The 16392-nt window shown below is 47.8% G+C and carries 11 protein-coding genes and 1 pseudogene; 9 read left to right on the plus strand and 3 right to left on the minus strand.

Annotated features, from left to right (window positions below; all coding sequences use genetic code 11):
* The 3 genes from purM to ACRCZA_RS08580 form a co-directional block, all read left to right on the plus strand.
* The coding region (purM, locus tag ACRCZA_RS08570) for a phosphoribosylformylglycinamidine cyclo-ligase (protein WP_438674036.1) at positions 1-648 on the plus strand (648 nt) is incomplete at its 5' end.
* Positions 648-1292, plus strand: a complete 645-nt coding sequence (purN, locus tag ACRCZA_RS08575) for a phosphoribosylglycinamide formyltransferase (RefSeq protein WP_438674037.1) — start codon at positions 648-650, stop codon at positions 1290-1292. The genes purM and purN, both read left to right, overlap by 1 nt.
* A gap of 157 nt (positions 1293-1449) precedes the next feature.
* Positions 1450-2196 carry an HAD-IIA family hydrolase gene (locus ACRCZA_RS08580; protein WP_438674038.1) on the plus strand — a complete coding sequence of 249 codons (747 nt, stop codon included), beginning with the start codon at positions 1450-1452 and terminating at the stop codon, positions 2194-2196.
* Positions 2197-2390: 194 nt separating this feature from the next.
* Here the strand turns inward: ACRCZA_RS08580 and ACRCZA_RS08585 are convergent, their stop codons facing one another.
* Positions 2391-2552, minus strand: a complete 162-nt coding sequence (locus tag ACRCZA_RS08585) for a hypothetical protein (protein ID WP_438674039.1) — start codon at positions 2550-2552, stop codon at positions 2391-2393.
* 223 nt (positions 2553-2775) lie between these two features.
* On the opposite strand from ACRCZA_RS08585, the gene ACRCZA_RS08590 reads away from it, so the two are divergent.
* Together ACRCZA_RS08590 and asnB are read left to right on the plus strand one after the other, a co-directional pair.
* On the plus strand, positions 2776-4482 hold the full coding sequence (locus ACRCZA_RS08590; protein WP_438674040.1) for a M28 family metallopeptidase: 1707 nt from the start codon (positions 2776-2778) through the stop codon (positions 4480-4482).
* Between the two features lie 398 nt (positions 4483-4880).
* Positions 4881-6545, plus strand: a complete 1665-nt coding sequence (asnB, locus tag ACRCZA_RS08595) for an asparagine synthase B (protein WP_438674041.1) — start codon at positions 4881-4883, stop codon at positions 6543-6545.
* A gap of 407 nt (positions 6546-6952) precedes the next feature.
* Here asnB and focA read toward each other — a convergent pair.
* A pseudogene (gene focA, locus ACRCZA_RS08600) lies at positions 6953-7854 on the minus strand (formate transporter FocA); the annotation flags it as partial.
* A 1241-nt stretch (positions 7855-9095) separates the two neighbouring features.
* Between focA and pflB the strand changes: the two are divergent.
* Positions 9096-11378, plus strand: a complete 2283-nt coding sequence (gene pflB, locus ACRCZA_RS08605; protein ID WP_438674042.1) for a formate C-acetyltransferase — start codon at positions 9096-9098, stop codon at positions 11376-11378.
* A 60-nt stretch (positions 11379-11438) separates the two neighbouring features.
* Complete coding sequence (gene pflA, locus ACRCZA_RS08610) at positions 11439-12179, plus strand: pyruvate formate lyase 1-activating protein (RefSeq protein ID WP_438674043.1); 741 nt, start codon at positions 11439-11441, stop codon at positions 12177-12179.
* A 42-nt stretch (positions 12180-12221) separates the two neighbouring features.
* Here the strand turns inward: pflA and yfbV are convergent, their stop codons facing one another.
* A complete protein-coding gene (gene yfbV / locus ACRCZA_RS08615; protein ID WP_438674044.1) occupies positions 12222-12665 on the minus strand; it encodes a terminus macrodomain insulation protein YfbV in 444 nt (147 codons plus the stop codon).
* Between the two features lie 141 nt (positions 12666-12806).
* Here yfbV and ackA point away from each other — a divergent pair, with 141 nt between their 5' ends.
* Both ackA and pta read left to right on the plus strand, forming a co-directional pair.
* On the plus strand, positions 12807-14009 hold the full coding sequence (gene ackA, locus ACRCZA_RS08620; protein ID WP_438674045.1) for an acetate kinase: 1203 nt from the start codon (positions 12807-12809) through the stop codon (positions 14007-14009).
* Between the two features lie 121 nt (positions 14010-14130).
* Positions 14131-16284, plus strand: coding sequence for a phosphate acetyltransferase (gene pta, locus ACRCZA_RS08625; protein WP_438674046.1), 2154 nt, complete (start codon positions 14131-14133; stop codon positions 16282-16284).
* Positions 16285-16392: the final 108 nt, after the last annotated feature.

Genomic DNA, 16392 nt, shown 5'->3' on the forward strand with positions numbered 1-16392 from the left:
TTCCAATCCGGTTGCGCGTTAATAGGCGGTGAGACCGCTGAGATGCCCGGTATGTATGAAGGTGAAGATTACGATCTGGCCGGTTTCTGTGTCGGTGTGGTTGAAAAAGCCGCCATCATTGACGGTAGCAAAGTCGCGGCGGGTGATGCACTGATCGCCTTAGCCTCAAGCGGGCCTCATTCAAATGGTTACTCATTAATCCGTAAAGTATTAGAAGTTAGCCAAGCCGATCCTCAGCAGGACCTCAATGGCAAGCCATTGATCCAACACCTGTTAGAGCCAACCAAAATTTACGTTAAATCATTGCTCAAACTTATCGAAGCATCCGATGTCCATGCGATGGCCCACATTACCGGTGGTGGCTTCTGGGAAAATATCCCCCGTGTGCTGCCAGAAAACTGCAAAGCGGTTATTCAAGGTGATTCATGGCAATGGCCTGCGGTGTTCAGCTGGTTAATGGCTAACGGCAACATTGCCCAATATGAAATGTACCGTACCTTTAACTGCGGTGTGGGCATGATAGTCGCCCTGCCCGCTGACAAAGTCGATGCCGCCTTGTCATTGCTCGCCGCTGAAGGTGAACAAGCCTGGCTCATCGGTGCTATCGCTGAGCGCGAAGGCAATGAAGAGCAAGTGGAGATCCTGTAATGCCCTCAAGCTGTCGTGTTGTTGTATTAATTTCTGGAAATGGCACTAACCTGCAAGCCATTATCGATGGTTGCGATGATAATCTGCTCGCCGACGTGGTCGGAGTGATCAGCAATAAACCTGAAGCCTATGGCTTAATTCGCGCCCATCATAGCGAAATTGATACCAGCTGTGTGATTGCCCACCGAGGTGAATCACGCGCGCAATACGATGCGCGGCTCATGGCCGCGATCGAACGCTATCAGCCCGATTTAATCGTGCTGGCCGGATTTATGCGGATCTTAACCGATGATTTTGTTAATCATTATCTCGGTCGCATCATCAACATTCATCCGTCGCTATTGCCAAAATACACGGGCTTAAACACCCATCAACGGGCGATTGCAGCTAACGACAGCGAACATGGTGCCAGCGTGCATTTTGTCACCTCTGAATTAGACGCAGGTCCAGTGATTTTACAGGCCAAAGTCCCTATCTATGAAGATGATACCGCCGAGATCTTGGCCGCCCGCGTACATGAGCAAGAACATGCCATTTATCCCCTCGTGGTGAAATGGTTTAGTCAGCAGCGGCTAAAACTGCACGAAGGTCAAGCCTATCTTGATGGTACGCTTATTGGCCCGAGCGGCTACGCGCCGGATTAAGCGCTTAGCCTCGAGAGGGTAGCAACGCACCACCAAATAGAGACCTTCGGGTCTCTATTTTTTTGACTATTTTTGATAAAAGCATTGTTTTCGTGGGCAATGTGGCATTAGATAACCTCAACAGCAGCTTTTGCCCGGTATGATAAGAGAGCATGAGATGAAAAATATTATTTGCGATATCGATGGTGTCTTACTGCACGACAATAAATTGATCCCCGGCAGTGATAAATTTATCCAACGCATATTAACCCAAGGTAATCCGTTAGTTCTCCTGACCAACTACCCGGTACAAACCGCCAAGGATCTGCAAAATCGTTTGAGTGCGGCTGGCATAGAGATCCCAGAAGCCTGTTTTTATACCTCGGCCATGGCCACCGCCGATTTTTTAAAACATCAGCAAGGCAGTAAAGCCTTTGTGATTGGTGAAGGCGCCCTCACCCATGAACTCTACAAGGCCGGTTTTACGATTACCGATATTAATCCTGACTTTGTGATTGTCGGGGAAACCCGCTCCTATAACTGGGATATGATCCATAAAGCGGCTGGATTTGTGGCTCGCGGCGCCCGCTTTATCGCCACCAACCCCGACACCCACGGCCCAGCCTATAGTCCCGCCTGCGGTGCGCTTTGCTCACCGATTGAGCGGATTACCGGTAAAAAACCCTTTTATGTCGGCAAACCCAGCTCGTGGATCATCCGCTCAGCCCTAAACCATATTGATGGCCATTCTGAAAACACCGTCATCATCGGCGACAATATGCGCACCGACATTTTAGCCGGTTTCCAAGCAGGGCTTGAAACTATCCTCGTCACCAGTGGCGTCAGTAAATTTGAGGATATAGATAAGGAACCCTTCCGCCCGAACCATGTATTTGCCTGCGCGGGCGATATCGATGTTGTCTAATGCCAACGCCTAATGCCGAGTGTCATGCCACAGTGCAATGTCTGAGTTTAGTGCCGCAGTGCAATGTCCAAGTTTAATGCACACTGCAATGTGGCTCGCCAACTCAAACCTTCATCGGTAGACACTGAGGACGTTGTGATCCCAACGGCGCTGCAAATGCCGCGCTTTTTTAAGTTAGCGCCTAGCTTAACCGCTTAGGCGGCTCCTCTTTGGTTAGGCCGCTCACCTTTGGTGATAAGTATCGCCATCGCCAGTGCAAACACCCTGGCAAGCTGTTTATCACCGGCGTGGACGATACTTGGCAAAGCCTGCTGCCATGTATTATCAAACCACCTTTTCAAGCAATCTTTTTTCAAACCACCTTTGCACAAGTGCCCAAGCTACCTTTGCTCAAGCAATGATCTTTCCTGTCGTTTTCAGGCACTATGCCTATTTAAGCAACATTAAGTAACACATTAACCACGGGCCACACCTTGTCGCTGCATCCGGCTTACTGCATGATGACACCACGCTTTGCCACAGCCTTACATTAGGCTATCTCCTTAATAAATAAGACTAGAACCACAGTAGGATTAACCTATGCAACCTGTATATCCACTCTTGGCCCTCGCGCTACTTAGCGCCTGTAGTCCCAATGCCTCCCACCACGATGGCGATCACGCTGTAGCCACATCAACACCGGCGGCAGTGACATCCGTCGCGTTTAATGAAGAGCGCTTTCGCGATGATATCAAAGCGTTATCATCGGACGAATTTGAAGGCCGCGCGCCAACCACGCGAGGAGAACAACGCACCTTAGCGTACCTCGCCAAAGCTTTTGAAGAGATGGGCCTGAAAGGTGCATATCAGGGCAGTTTTCTGCAACCTGTGCCCATGGTGAGTTATACCGCCTCGAAAGAGCAACAGGTGACCTTGGCCGGATTACCCTTTAAATATCGTCAAGATCTGGTACTCAATAGTCACCACGATAATGGAGGAGTTCACATCGACAACGCCCCATTAGTGTTTGTTGGCTATGGCATCAACGCCCCAGAATATGGCTGGAACGATTACCAAGATGTCGATATGAAAGGCAAAATCGCGGTGATCTTAGTCAATGATCCTGGCTTTGCCCGCCCCGATTCCGGCAAATTCAATGGCAAGGCCATGACCTATTACGGACGCTGGAACTATAAATTTGAGGAAGCCAGCCGCCAAGGCGCCCTTGGCGCGCTGATCATCCATGATACTGAGCCCGCCTCCTACCCTTGGTCAGTTATCGAAAACAGCTGGACCGGACCACAGCAGGAACTCGTACAAAGTCACGCGGAGCAAGCGCGCCGCATCCAAGTCGAAGGTTGGCTCACCTTAGATGCCGCCACCCGACTGTTTACTCAAGCCGGGTTGTCACTCCCGCATTTGATGGCCCGCGCCGCTGACAGTGCGATTAATGTTCCTCTAGAACAAACGGCCAGTATTGCCTTTAAAAACAAAGCCGAATACGCCAATAGCCATAATGTGGTCGCGACGCTCCCTGGCAAGCAACAAGCCGATGAACACATTATCTATACTGCCCATTGGGATCATCTAGGTAAAGATGACAGCAAGACGGACGATCCTATCTATAACGGTGCCCTCGACAATGCTTCAGGGACGGCGGGGATCCTCGAAATCGCACGGCAATTGGCTGAAAACGCCAAACAAGGCCAAGGATTAGCGCGCTCGGTCACCTTTATTGCCACCACGGGTGAAGAGCAAGGTTTGCTTGGCTCACGCTACTACGCCGCCAACCCCATTTACCCTATTGCCAAAACGGTCGCGGTATTAAACCTTGATAGCACCAATATTTATGGCAAAACCAAAGACTTTACCATTGTTGGCAAGGGCCAATCTGAGTTAGAAAATTATCTTATCGCGGCAGCAAAACAACAAGACCGCATTGCCGTTGCCGAGAAAAACCCGGCCTCTGGTGGATTCTTCCGCTCTGATCATTTCAGTTTTGCCAAACTAGGAGTGCCCGCGGTGTTTGCCGGGGGGGGAAGCGAGCCCGTCGATGCCGCTACCGCTGCCTACAAAACCCAAATGCAAGCCAGCATGAAAGGTTGCTACCACAATGTGTGTGATGAATACCGGGAGGACTGGGATTTAAGTGGGGCATTGGAAGACATGCAAATCTACTATCAAGTGACCCGTACCTTAGGCAATAGCCAAGATTGGCCGGGGTACTATTCAGGCAGCGAATTTAATCGCCTGCGCCCCGCGCAGTCTGCAGCTCCTGAGAGTGAGTTCGCCAGCGCCACAAAATAACGTATGTTTGACCTCACATACATGAACGTAAACATCACTAAGGCACGTGGACTCACGTGCCTATTTTGTGTGCCGCGCTTGGTTAAGTTGCAAGCAAACCACACAAACAACCGCGTATCTCGCGACCCTTTTTTGATGCAGTTGATTTTTTTCAGCAACATTGTGAATTCTCCAATATCGGCCCCTCCTACACAAGTCAAAATAAATATTCTTCACCATAAAACAAATACAACTAAATATTCATCAATGAAACGCGCAAAATACCCATGTAAAAATCATTATTTAAGCGTAAAAACACGCTAATCAATAAAAATAATGGTTGGCAAGTTCGCGATTCACTGGCACATTGGCATCCAATTGAGACATCCTCAAATGAATGCCAGAGTGGGAGTTGTATTATGTGTTCAATATTTTCAATTTTAGATATCCAATCCGATGCCCAAGCCTTGCGCCAAGTCGCGCTCGAAATGTCTAAACTTATGCGTCACCGCGGCCCCGATTGGTCGGGGATTTATGCCAGTGATAAAGCCATTCTGGCCCACGAGCGCTTAGCGATTGTTGATATAGAACACGGCGCCCAACCGCTGCTGAGCGAAGATGGCAATTTGATCCTCGCCGTCAACGGTGAAATCTATAACCATAAAGATCTCAAAGCTCAGCTAGGTGACAAGTATCGCTATCAAACCCATTCCGATTGCGAAGTGATCCTCGCGTTATATCAAGAATACGGCACGCAATTTCTGGATAAATTAAACGGGATCTTCGCCTTTGTGTTATATGACAAAGCCCAGGATCGATACCTTATCGGCCGCGATCATATGGGGATAATTCCACTTTATACCGGCCGTGATGCTGCGGGTAACTTCTATGTGGCATCAGAGATGAAAGCCCTCATGCCCGTGTGCAAAACCGTCGAAGAATTCCAACCTGGCCAGTACCTCTACTCCAGCGATGCCGCGCCAGTACAATATTACCAACGCGATTGGCAACACTATGATGCAGTTAAAGATAATGGTGCAAACCAACAGCAACTACGTGACGCACTCGAAGCGGCGGTAAAACGGCAATTAATGTCTGATGTCCCCTACGGCGTGTTGCTGTCGGGCGGCTTAGACTCCTCTATCATCTCCGCGATCACGCAAACCTTTGCCACACGTCGTATTGAAGATAATGGTGAAACTGGCGCTTGGTGGCCGCAGCTGCATTCCTTTGCCGTCGGACTTAAGGGCGCGCCGGATCTTATCGCCGCCAAGAAAGTCGCCGATGCCATTGGTACCATTCACCACGAAATCAACTTTACCTTCCAAGAAGGACTTGATGCGATTAAAGAAGTGATTTATCACTTAGAAACCTACGATGTCACCACCATACGGGCTGCCACGCCGATGTATTTAATGGCGCGTAAAATCAAAGCCATGGGCATCAAGATGGTGTTATCGGGCGAAGGCGCTGACGAGCTGTTTGGGGGTTACTTATACTTCCATAAAGCGCCAAATGCTCAGGCGTTTCACGAAGAATTGGTTCGTAAACTCGATAAGTTGCATTTATTTGATTGTCTGCGCGCCAACAAAGCCATGGCCGCCTGGGGATTAGAAGCCCGTGTGCCCTTCCTCGATAAGGAATTTATGGATGTCGCAATGCGCATCAACCCCGAGGCTAAAATGTCAAAGGATGGCCGTATTGAGAAACACATTCTGCGTCAAGCCTTTGAAGATAAATTACCCAAAGAAGTGGCGTGGCGCCAAAAAGAACAATTCAGTGATGGCGTGGGATACTCATGGATTGATGGCCTAAAAGCCCATGCAGCCGAGAAGGTGGATGATTTGCAGTTAGCCAATGCAAAATTTCGCTTTCCCTACAATACGCCAGAAACCAAAGAAGCCTATTTTTACCGCTGCTTTTTTGAGGAACATTTCCCATTACCGAGTGCGGCTGAAACTGTGCCAGGAGGCAAATCCGTCGCCTGTTCCACCCCAGAAGCCTTGGCTTGGGATGAAAGTTTACGCGGGATTATCGACCCATCAGGTCGAGCGGTCCGCTCGGTACATAGCGCAAGCTATTAAGCCCAAGCTATTAACCCCAAGCTATTAACCAATAGTCGCAACGTTTTGATAGTTAACAAAAACATAAATGCGCCGGAATGAATATCAGTGGGTTTTCAATCCCTTGAGCTAAGGCGATATTCAGCTGGCGCAATGACTCATCTTGCCAAAGCCAACCCCCAGAGCAGTACTGTGGCCCGCTTAAAAGCAGTAGGGGTCAGCCACCAAAGTGGCTGACCCCTATTTCAGAGCCTTTTTGCCAAGTGAACGTTCAGCAATCTTAAACTTTCAAGGTTCACTAAACGCCGCTCTGCGATGAGATGACACCAAATAGCCAACTACTTGGATTCAAGCGTTTTTGATTCGAGTGTTTTTTTCACTTTGTCGGTCTTTAATGGCGAGGCAAAAAAATGTGGCTGATGCTCATGCTGCGGATCTGGCAGTGCAATTTGCCCCTGCTCAATCCACCAATAACCCAGTCCGACAATCAACCCCCCCCAACAATATTACCTAAGGTAACAGGAATTAAGTTATTGAAGATAAAGTTAATAACAGTCAGATCAGCAAATTGCTCTTGAGTGACACCTAAAGAGACAAAATACTCAGGACTGGCGAATGCATGAATGGTGATCCCAAGCGGCACCATAAACAAATTGGCAATACTGTGTTCAAAACCACTACTGACAAACATTGCCACTGGCAAAATTAATAAAATCGCCTTGGTAAGGGATTCGCGACTGGCGAAAGTCATCCAAATACCTAGACAAACCAACATATTACACAAAATGCCTAAGCTAAATGCTTGCACCCAGGTATGATGCAATTTGTGCTCCGAGACCATTAATGCATTTAAGCCCCAGCGGCCACTGTCTAATTGATACAATCCGGCGGCCATGATGAGGCCAACCATCAACATGGCTCCAATAAAGTTCCCCAGATACACCCGGCACCAACATTTAAGCAACTCCGCCCCCGTCACCTGCTTTTGGGCCCAGGCAACGCTGCTTAGCACCGAGCTGGTAAAAAGTTCGCCGCCACAAATCACCACCAAAATCAGGCCTAAACTAAAGGCTAAGCCGCCCACCAATCGGACCAATCCCCAAGGGCTATCACCCGCGCCCGTGGTAACCGTAATATAAAAAACAAAAGCGAGGGCAATAAAAGCACCGGCAAATACCGATAAACCAAAGGATTGCCACGGGGCTTTTACCACTTTGCTTTTGCCATAAATCTCCGCCTGATGATAACAACTAAAATGCGAAGAAACCTGCGGTGTAGCATGCTCACTACTCACGGGGCTGATTGATGGTGTTGAACGAGAGTCTTTCATAATACTACTCCATCGCTAAACTCGGTGAATTGAACTGGTAACATACGTTTCTCCCGCAGCGCCTGAGCGCATACCCTACAGTAACAAAAGATTAATAATGATCTGCTTACATAATGATCCACTAAAGCCACGCTTTGTATCATATATAACCACCAAACAGTGAAGCCTTGATTGTCAGACCGTGATGTCATTCACAGGGTGAAAGTAGAAAATGCACAGATACGAACCACAAGGCAAATTGGTCTTACCAATTTCACTAAATCCTCTCGCTCTTTCGCGTTATCTTCACCGCTCCACTTCGACTCACTTTTCGAGGGATAAAATTTCGATACGCTCGCGTCAACCGAGCCCTTTTGCGCGGTTCAAAGCATGCTTTGCCCCCAGTTAGCCTCGCCATCATCGAGCAAAGTCGGCATGCCACAAACCACCGTCAGTACACCAATGCTGCGGCCTCATCCAGCACGGTCCTATCGGTATAACGAGTATCATTGCGATAGGGTGGGTGTCATCAACCAATCGCATGCATCAATCGCGCTTCCCTCAAGCGCCACGGCTAACAAATACACGTCAGCGGCTTAGGCATGCCTTATCGCAAGAGCATAAAGTGTGATCTCTATCTAGTGTAGTCATTTAACGGTGCTTTCCACGGTTAACATCTGAGGTAACACCGCCGCGAAGATGAAGATGTGCCCAATCACGATTTAGCGGTTAAAAATAAAAACATATAAAATCAGTATGTTGAGCGAATAACCACAAGCAGTCACTCACGTTGCGAGGGTAAATTAATGATACCTCAGCCTGATTGGCAGGCACAAAACTTCGCAATATCTGTGATAAATCGATTATATTTGATACGGTAAACACGGACGAAAAAGCGAGGTTTAGGGACTGCTGTACTAAAAAAATGCTACCTTGCTAGCAAATTTACGATTAATAAATCACAAACTCATCCGATTAAGATGCGATAGTCACCGAGCTATGTTAATATGCTTGTGGGCAATTGGTCTTACCAATTTACATTTTAGGCAACGCCCATAACGCCAGAACATTTAAGTTTGTCAGTATATCGGGTATTGATTGACAAACTTAGGGAGTAATTAATACTCCTTAGACCCAGTTCCCATCATAGGGCGTCATCATGACGGGGGCTTTCATCAGGAATTTAGCTATTGGCTTATACTCAGCATTGCTTAAACGCTGATCGCCAATAACCTTTATCTCAACCAAAAGGTATTAGTACGATGACCGACAAAACTGAACTGTTTGCCAGTGCATGGGAAGGTTTCACTCCTGGTAATTGGAAATCTGAAGTCAATGTACGTGACTTTATCCAACACAACTACACTCCCTATGAAGGCGACGAATCATTCCTAGCTGGTGCCACTGAAGCGACCACAACCCTGTGGGACAAAGTGATGGAAGGCATCAAACAGGAAAACCGCACCCACGCCCCTGTCGATTTCGACACTAAGATGGTTTCAACCATCACTTCCCATGACGCGGGCTACATCAATAAAGAATTAGAAACTATCGTTGGTTTACAAACCGATGCGCCACTAAAACGCGCAATGTTACCTAACGGTGGTATTCGTATGGTTGAAGGTTCTTGCGCCGCTTACGGCCGTGAACTCGACGCCGACGTAAAGTACATCTATTCAGAACTGCGTAAAACCCATAACCAAGGCGTATTTGACGTTTATACCCCTGAAATTATGGCTTGCCGTAAATCCGGTGTATTAACCGGTTTGCCGGATGCCTACGGTCGTGGCCGTATTATCGGTGACTATCGCCGTGTGGCACTTTACGGTATCGACTTCTTAATGAAAGATAAGTTTGCCCAATTTGGCTCACTGCAAGCGCAGTTAGAAGCCGGTGAAGACTTATCAAGCGTGATCCAATTACGTGAAGAAATTGCCGAGCAACACCGCGCCTTAGGCCAAATGAAAAAAATGGCCGCTAAGTACGGTTTCGACATTTCAGGCCCAGCGAAGAATGCCCAAGAAGCCATCCAATGGACCTACTTTGGTTACTTAGCGGCAGTGAAGAGCCAAAATGGTGCCGCAATGTCACTTGGTCGCACCTCTTCATTCCTCGATATTTATATTGAGCGCGATCTGAAAAACGGCACAATTACTGAGCAACAAGCTCAGGAAATGGTTGACCATTTTGTGATGAAATTGCGTATGGTGCGTTTCTTACGTACCCCTGAATACGATGAATTATTCTCTGGTGACCCAATTTGGGCGACAGAGTCAATCGCGGGTATGGGCTTAGATGGCCGTACTTTAGTGACGAAATCAAGCTTCCGTTTCTTGAATACCCTTTACACTATGGGGCCAAGTCCAGAGCCAAACATCACCGTATTGTGGTCAGAAAAGTTACCTATCGGTTTCAAGAAATATGCCGCTAAAGTGTCAATCGACACCAGCTCGATTCAATACGAAAACGATGACTTGATGCGCCCTGATTTCCAATCAGATGACTATGCTATCGCCTGTTGCGTTAGCCCAATGGTCGTAGGCAAACACATGCAGTTCTTCGGTGCCCGCGCGAACTTGGCGAAAACCATGTTATACGCCATTAACGGTGGCGTTGACGAAAAACTGAAAATCCAAATTGCCCCAAAAGCAGCGCCAATCACTGACGACGTATTAAACTACGACGACGTCATGAACCGCTTAGATGGCTTAATGGATTGGTTAGCAACCCAATATGTCACATCATTGAATGCTATCCACTACATGCACGACAAGTACTCTTACGAGTCAGCGTTAATGGCACTGCACGATAGAGACGTACGTCGTACGATGGCATGTGGTATTGCCGGTCTGTCGATTGCCGCAGACTCATTATCTGCCATTAAATACGCGACGGTAAAACCTATTCGTGATGAAAGCGGTATCGCGGTCGATTTTGAGATCAGTGGCGACTATCCGAAATTCGGTAACAACGACCCACGCGTGGACGACATCGCTTGCGATTTAGTTGAACGCTTTATGTCGAAAATCCGTAATCGCAAAATGTATCGTAATGCCATCCCGACCCAGTCAATTCTCACCATCACCTCGAACGTGGTATATGGTAAGAAAACCGGTAATACGCCTGACGGTCGCCGCTCAGGTGCACCATTTGCACCGGGTGCGAACCCCATGCACGGTCGTGATGAAAAAGGCGCCATCGCCTCATTAACCTCAGTGGCTAAACTGCCATTTGCCCACGCACAAGACGGTATTTCATATACTTTCTCCATCGTGCCAAATGCATTAGGTAAAGATGATGATGCTCGCCGTACCAACTTAGCTGCATTGATGGACGGTTACTTCGACCACAATGACAACAAAGAAGGTGGTCAACATCTGAACGTTAACGTGATGAACCGTGAAATGCTAGAAGATGCCGTTGTCAATCCAGACAAGTATCCACAGCTCACCATCCGTGTTTCTGGCTATGCAGTGCGTTTTAACTCACTGACTCCAGAACAACAACAGGATGTCATCACCCGTACGTTCACCAAAGGTCTGTAAGCTAAATTAGCTAAGGCTGCAGTACCAACTGCAGCCTCACTTATTTAAACAGGAGTCACAATGGCAGTTACCGGTCGGATCCACTCGGTGGAATCCTTTGGCACAGTCGATGGTCCAGGCATACGTTTTATCACCTTCATGCAAGGTTGTTTAATGCGCTGCCAATATTGCCATAATCGTGACACCTGGGATCTTGATGGTGGTAAAGAAGTTCAGGTCGACGAGTTAATGAGCCAAATTATTAGCTATCGACCTTTTCTTGATGCCAGTAATGGTGGCGTTACCGCCAGTGGTGGTGAAGCGATGTTACAGGCAGAATTTGTCGCTGAATTATTTAAAGCCTGTAAAAAAGAAGGTATTCATACCTGCTTAGATACCAATGGGTTTGTGCGTAAATATACCCCTATCATCGACGAGCTCCTAGATCACACTGACTTGGTCTTGCTCGATATCAAACAGATGAACGATGATAAACATATCGAATTAACCAAAGTCAGTAATCACAGAACACTGCAATTTGCCCAATACTTGGCCAATCGCAATCAAACCACTTGGATACGTTATGTAGTCGTAGGTGGATTTACCGACGATGAAGCATCGGCATTAACATTAGCCGAGTTTATCAAGCCAATGACCAACATTGAAAAGGTAGAGCTATTGCCCTATCACGAACTCGGTAAACACAAATGGGAAGCCATGGGAGAAACTTATCAACTCGATGGCGTTTCCCCACCGAGTCGCGAAACCATGGAAAAAATTAAAGCCGTTTTTACTGAGCAAGGTATTAACGCGATTTATTAATTGCTTCTCAAAAGAGAATGACTCAAATAGCCGCAGCAAGACTTAAAGTTCTTCCCAATAACTGGCATCTAAGCGCTCAAAGGCTATTTTTAAAATGAGAGCCATATCGAGATAGCAGGCTTTCGCACCTAATGCTTGGCAATGAATGCCCATAGCAGACAGCTTCGCACTCAACTGATTACTCCAGTTGAACAGCGATAATGGCAATGGATGGCGAGCACGCCAGCCGAGCCACAATAAGCCCTGCACAGGCAAACTTAGAAAGAATAACGCGATCGTCACAGCTTGGGGCCAAAACGCCCAGCCATGGAGGTAAAGCTGACTCATACTCGCCAAACATGCCAATACTGGCATCAGCAGCATGGCAAGCTGAGTAGCACGGACCACGCGATACTCCGGAAAATACAAACCCAGTTGTCTAACCATAGGCCACGTCTTCATATAATGACGTCCATCCCCTAAGGTTTTGAGAACATTAATGCTCAATGTAAGACACCTACAACAATGGAATACTGACTTTACCTTAGCACAATCTGGCGATTCGCCCCAAGCGTGTCATAGTAAATAGTCAGTGGTACACAGGTTTTTTTAACCGTTAAATTAAACACAATGGCAGAAGGTTTACACATGTCTAATAAACTGGTTTTAGTACTCAATTGCGGTAGTTCTTCACTCAAATTTGCCGTCATTGACGCGCAAACAGGTGACGATCAAATCTCTGGCCTAGCTGAATGTTTTGGCTTAGAAGATTCTCGCATCAAATGGAAAATCAATGGCGCCAAACATGAAGCAGCCCTAGGTGCATTTACCGCCCATCGTGAAGCTGTTGAATTTATTGTTAATAAAATTCTTGCAGGTCAGCCAGAGTTAGCCGCGCAGATCCAAGCAGTGGGTCATCGTATCGTGCATGGTGGCGAAAAGTTCACCCGCTCAATGATCATTGATGATAACGTGATCAAAGGCATTGAAGACTGTGCTTCGTTAGCACCGCTGCATAACCCTGCCCATCTCATCGGGATCCGCGCCGCGATGGCCTCATTCCCGAAACTGCCTCAGATCGCCGTATTTGATACCGCGTTCCACCAAAGCATGCCAGAGCGCGCCTATATTTATGCCCTACCCTATAAGCTTTACCGCGAACATGGCATTCGCCGCTATGGTATGCATGGCACGAGCCATCTTTTTGTGAGTCGTGAGGCCGCAAAATTGCTCAATAAGCCTCTGGCTGAAACCAATGTGATCTGTGCCCATCTTGGGAACGGTGCCTCTGTAACGGCAGTCAAGGGAGGTAAGAGTGTCGATACCTCTATGGGCTTAACCCCATTAGAAGGTTTAGTCATGGGCACGCGCTGTGGCGATATCGACCCGTCCATTATCTATCACTTAGTTCACCAATTAGATTACACCTTAGAAGAAGTGAACAATCTAATGAACAAACAAAGTGGTTTGCTCGGTATTTCTGAACTGACAAACGATTGCCGCGGTATTGAAGAAGGCTATGCCGATGGCCACAAAGGCGCCACACTCGCCTTAGACATCTTCTGCTATCGTTTAGCGAAATATATTGCCTCTTACACGGTTCCACTGGGACGTTTAGATGCCGTCGTCTTCACCGGTGGTATTGGTGAAAACTCCGACTTAATCCGTGAAAAAGTGCTTAACCTATTGGAAATATTCAATTTCCATGTTGACCCAGAACGCAACCAAGCGGCGCGATTCGGTAAAAAAGGCATCATCACCCAGGAAAATAGTACTGTGGCAATGGTTATCCCCACTAACGAAGAATGGGTCATCGCTGAAGACGCGATTAAACTTATCACTAAAGCCTAAAATAGGATTTAAGCCGTTTGTATCCTCAAACGGCTTAATTATTAGCAAATTATCGCTAGCAGATTGACCAGCAAATTCGCAGATCTTTGTCTGCCAAAAACCATCGAACTTAGAGGTTTTTATGTCCCGAAATATTATGTTAATCCCCATTGGTACCGGAGTTGGCCTGACCTCCTTAAGCCTTGGGATGGTTCGTGCTCTCGAGCGTCATGGGGTTAAAGTACAATTCTTTAAGCCTATTTCACAACTTCGCCCCAATGATAATGGCCCAGAGCGTTCCACAACGATTTTAAGCAAATCGCCTACGGTCAACCCCTTAGAGCCGTTTGATATGGCGCACGCTGAAGCGTTGATCCGTGCAGATCAAACCGATGTCCTAATGGAGCAAATCATCGCCCGCGCGGCAGAATGTGCCAGCAACACCGAAACCCTTATCGTTGAAGGCTTAGTCCCTACCCGTAATCATCCTTTTGCAGACGATGTGAACTACGCCATCGCCAAGGCCATGGATGCGGATGTGATTTTTATTGCCACACCAGGCAGCGACACCCCAACTGGGTTGATGAATCGTCTGGAAATTGCCTACAACTCATGGGGTGGTAAAAACAATAAACGCCTAATTGGTGCGGTTATCAACAAAATTGGTGCCCCTGTCGATGATGACGGCCGCGCACGCCCAGACTTATCGGAAGTTTTCGACAACCAACCCCAGCAACGGGTGGATGCGGTCAGTATGTTCCAACTCCCGGGTAAGAGCCCACTGCGGATCTTAGGTACTGTGCCATACAATCTCGATTTAATCGCCCCAAGGGCATCGGATCTGGCCAAGCACCTGCGCGCACGCATTCTTAATGCCGGTGAAATGAATACTCGCCGTCTGCGCAAAGTGACTTTCTGTGCCCGCAGTATTCCCAATATGGTTAACCATATTAAGACCGATTCTTTGTTAGTCACCTCAGGCGATCGCTCCGATGTCATCGTATCAGCCTGTCTTGCCGCAATGAATGGCGTTAAAATCGGCGCCCTGCTCCTGACTGGCGGTTATGAACCTGAGCCCGAAATTCTTAAACTGTGTGAACAAGCCTTCGAAACCGGGCTGCCAGTATTTTTAATCAATTCGAATACTTGGCAAACATCACTCAATATCCAACGCTTCGACCATGAAGTACCGGTCGATGATGCCGTGCGTATCGATCTCGTACAAGATTATGTGGCCAGCCATATCGACCAAACGTGGATAGAAAGTGTTACCAAAAATTCGCCTCGTGAACATCGTCTCTCACCACCAGCCTTCCGCTATAAGTTAACGGAACTGGCACGGGCGGCCCATAAAACGGTAGTATTGCCCGAAGGTGATGAGCCTAGAACCATTAAAGCGGCAGCGATTTGTGCCGAGCGCGGCATTGCCCGCTGTGTGCTCTTAGGTAAAAAAGACGAAATTCTGCGTATTGCAGCCCAACAGGATGTTGTTCTTGGGGACGGCGTTGAGATCATCGATCCAGAAACCGTGCGCGACCGTTACGTTGAGCCAATGTTAGAACTGCGCCGCAGCAAAGGCTTAACCGAAGTGGTAGCCAAAGAGCAATTAGAAGACAACATGGTGCTTGGCACTATGATGTTGGCGCAAAATGAAGTCGATGGAATTGTCTCTGGCGCCGTTAACACGACCGCCAACACCATCCGTCCACCACTGCAATTAATTAAAACCGCGCCAGGCTCAAGCTTAGTGTCATCCATCTTCTTTATGTTGATGCCTGATCAAGTCTTAGTCTATGGTGATTGTGCCATCAATCCCGATCCAAACGCCGAGCAACTGGCCGATATCGCGATTCAATCGGCTGAATCCGCTAAAGCCTTTGGCATCGAGCCACGAGTGGCGATGATCAGCTATTCGACCGGTAATTCAGGCACGGGGTCGGATGTGGATAAAGTACGTGAAGCGACCCGGATTGCGAAAGAAAAACGCCCAGATCTGATCATCGATGGTCCATTACAATACGACGCGGCAGTCATGCCCAATGTTGCTCGCTCTAAAGCTCCCAATAGCCCAGTGGCAGGCCAAGCAACGGTATTTGTGTTCCCCGATCTCAATACTGGTAACACCACCTATAAAGCGGTACAACGCAGTGCGGATCTGATCAGTATCGGCCCAATGCTGCAAGGGATGCGTAAACCCGTGAATGACTTATCCCGTGGCGCCTTGGTTGACGATATCGTCTACACCATCGCACTTACCGCGATCCAAGCATCACAGAACGATAACAGCAAAAAATAGCCACAAGATCATTTGTGCAATGCTGCTTCAAAAAGCACTGGTGAATACCAGTGCTTTTTTTATTACGCCATTCTCAGTCTTCTTTTTAGCGGGCTTTACGCCTGGGTG

It is taken from the genome of Shewanella sp. (assembly GCF_051658185.1).
GTDB lineage: Bacteria > Pseudomonadota > Gammaproteobacteria > Enterobacterales > Shewanellaceae > Shewanella.

Coding starts and splice junctions, on each gene's coding strand:
- purN (WP_438674037.1), top strand. CDS start 648: ATGCCCTCAAGCTGTCGTGTTGTTGTATTAATTTCTGGAAATGGCACT.
- pflA (WP_438674043.1), top strand. CDS start 11,439: ATGGCAGTTACCGGTCGGATCCACTCGGTGGAATCCTTTGGCACAGTC.
- asnB (WP_438674041.1), top strand. CDS start 4,881: ATGTGTTCAATATTTTCAATTTTAGATATCCAATCCGATGCCCAAGCC.
- pflB (WP_438674042.1), top strand. CDS start 9,096: ATGACCGACAAAACTGAACTGTTTGCCAGTGCATGGGAAGGTTTCACT.
- pta (WP_438674046.1), top strand. CDS start 14,131: ATGTCCCGAAATATTATGTTAATCCCCATTGGTACCGGAGTTGGCCTG.
- ACRCZA_RS08590 (WP_438674040.1), top strand. CDS start 2,776: ATGCAACCTGTATATCCACTCTTGGCCCTCGCGCTACTTAGCGCCTGT.
- ackA (WP_438674045.1), top strand. CDS start 12,807: ATGTCTAATAAACTGGTTTTAGTACTCAATTGCGGTAGTTCTTCACTC.
- ACRCZA_RS08580 (WP_438674038.1), top strand. CDS start 1,450: ATGAAAAATATTATTTGCGATATCGATGGTGTCTTACTGCACGACAAT.